This window comes from Metabacillus sp. 22489, assembly GCF_052044855.1.
GTDB lineage: Bacteria > Bacillota > Bacilli > Bacillales > Bacillaceae > Metabacillus > Metabacillus niabensis.
Genome location: NZ_JBQENT010000106.1, coordinates 1 through 1725, shown reverse-complemented (window position 1 = coordinate 1725; position 1725 = coordinate 1). Strand labels below are relative to the sequence as shown.

Here is a 1725-nt window from a genome sequence, read left to right as displayed (position 1 = left end):
TTGTTAGGATAAGAGCACATCAATTTTCTTGGTGAATATAAACTTTAGTCTTCAACAATCAGGCGCTTTAATGAAGTAACTAAAGCCTAATTTTTCACTTATAACACCGAGAAATTAGATATTTTGATTTCCTTAACGTTGTAAATCCGCATTTTCCTGACGCTACCCCTAATTGTATTGTTGAAGATTGTAAGAAAACTAATTCAGCACCTTTAACTCAATCTGATGTTGCAAGAGTTTTAGGAAAGAAAAAACAGAATGTAAATCCAATAATTAAAGGGTTAATTGATAAAGGGATATTGGCACGTTCTGAAAGTGGTTTAGAAGATAATAATGTAAGAGCTTATGCTTTGTTTGTTAATCCTCATATTATGTTTTCAGGCGATAGAGATAATGTAAATGGAACTCTAAAAGCTATGTTTAGAAAAACTCCTAATGAGTTAAAAAAGCTACCTGAAAAATTATTTTAGAGCCTAAAATTATGGCTCTTTTTTATTTATTTCGTAGTAATGATTTTTCATTACGAAAGTAATGATTTTTCATTACTACGAAACTATTAAAAAAACCAGTAATATCAAGATTTCAACCCACTTTTAAAATCCTTTCTCTTCTTACTCTTTATTAAATAGCAATTCACCTATTATTTTGCAACCCCGAATTTTATATATTTTTCGTTATTGCCTTAAAGGTTAAAAGGTTGCCATCAAGGCAACCAAAACCTTGTCTATAGGATAAACAAAAGAAACCCTCCTTTCTTAATTTAAAAGTATATTTTGTAAAAAATGAAACAATATGGAAAATCAGACGTCTTTATTTTGTAAACTATTTAATTATAAAAGGAGAGATGTAAAAAGGTGAAAAAGTTTGTATTATTATTAGCTGTTAGTTTTGGATTGCTTTTTTTTACTCAGAATAATGAAGCGAGTGCTAATGAGTTAGATTACCCAACTAGTATGGAAATACAAAAACTTAATCAAGAGTTAGAGGTATTAGTTAAGAACGTGAATGCTAGATTAGCTAAAGGAGAAACAGATATTGAGGTATCTTCAGAGAATCTAAAGTTAGGTTTTAAAGAAGAAAATACAGTTTCTTCTACTTTTCCTATTTCTAAAGTAAGTCAATTAAACTCGAAAAATATGGTTGCAAAGGCTAGTTCAACAGGTTCAAAAAGTTATCAAGCATATGTAGCAAATACTACTGGATTTAATTTTAGACATGGATTGTATGGTACTTTTACATGGAATGGGAGTAATCTATCTTCTGTAACAGCAGATGAAGATTTATCCGGAGTAATGTATGGTAAATCAGCATCTACAAAAATTCAAGGTGTAGATGGAACAATAGGTAAAAGTGCAAAGATTGGAAGAGTAACTAGTAAAGGAACATTTACAGCATTAAAATGGTCTCCAATTTCTTATTATACAACCTTAGTTGTTGAAGTTTATGCACCAACAAAAAGTTATAGTATTAAAACTGCTAAAATTTCTGGTTAATTTAATAAAGAGGTGAGTAAAGTGATTAAAAGTTTTTCATTTAAGCTATCATCATTGCTACTTGTATTTCTATTAGGATTTTCATTAATTGGTAATAGTGTATTAGCGAGTAGTGATGCTAGACTAAAAAGTAGACACAGATTGTTATAATAAGAATATAAACTATAACGAGGTGTGTCGAAAATGCCAAGAGGTACTGGTAAAAGATATGATGAAGCATTAAAAAAAGAAA

At 29.4% G+C, this 1725-nt stretch carries 3 protein-coding genes; 2 read left to right on the top strand and 1 reads right to left on the bottom strand.

The genetic code is table 11. The features are described from left to right. Positions 1 to 299: 299 nt before the first annotated feature. Together ACTJJ9_RS26160 and ACTJJ9_RS26155 are read left to right on the top strand one after the other, a co-directional pair. Positions 300 to 470 (top strand): hypothetical protein, encoded by a 171-nt coding sequence (locus tag ACTJJ9_RS26160; protein WP_186324350.1) that lies wholly within the window; start codon positions 300 to 302, stop codon positions 468 to 470. 384 nt (positions 471 to 854) lie between these two features. Further along, complete coding sequence (locus tag ACTJJ9_RS26155) at positions 855 to 1493, top strand: hypothetical protein (RefSeq protein ID WP_145585431.1); 639 nt, start codon at positions 855 to 857, stop codon at positions 1491 to 1493. Here ACTJJ9_RS26155 and ACTJJ9_RS26150 read toward each other — a convergent pair. Then, positions 1490 to 1725: hypothetical protein (locus ACTJJ9_RS26150; protein WP_440769006.1), on the bottom strand; the 236-nt coding region annotated here is incomplete at its 5' end. The genes ACTJJ9_RS26155 and ACTJJ9_RS26150 overlap by 4 nt on opposite strands.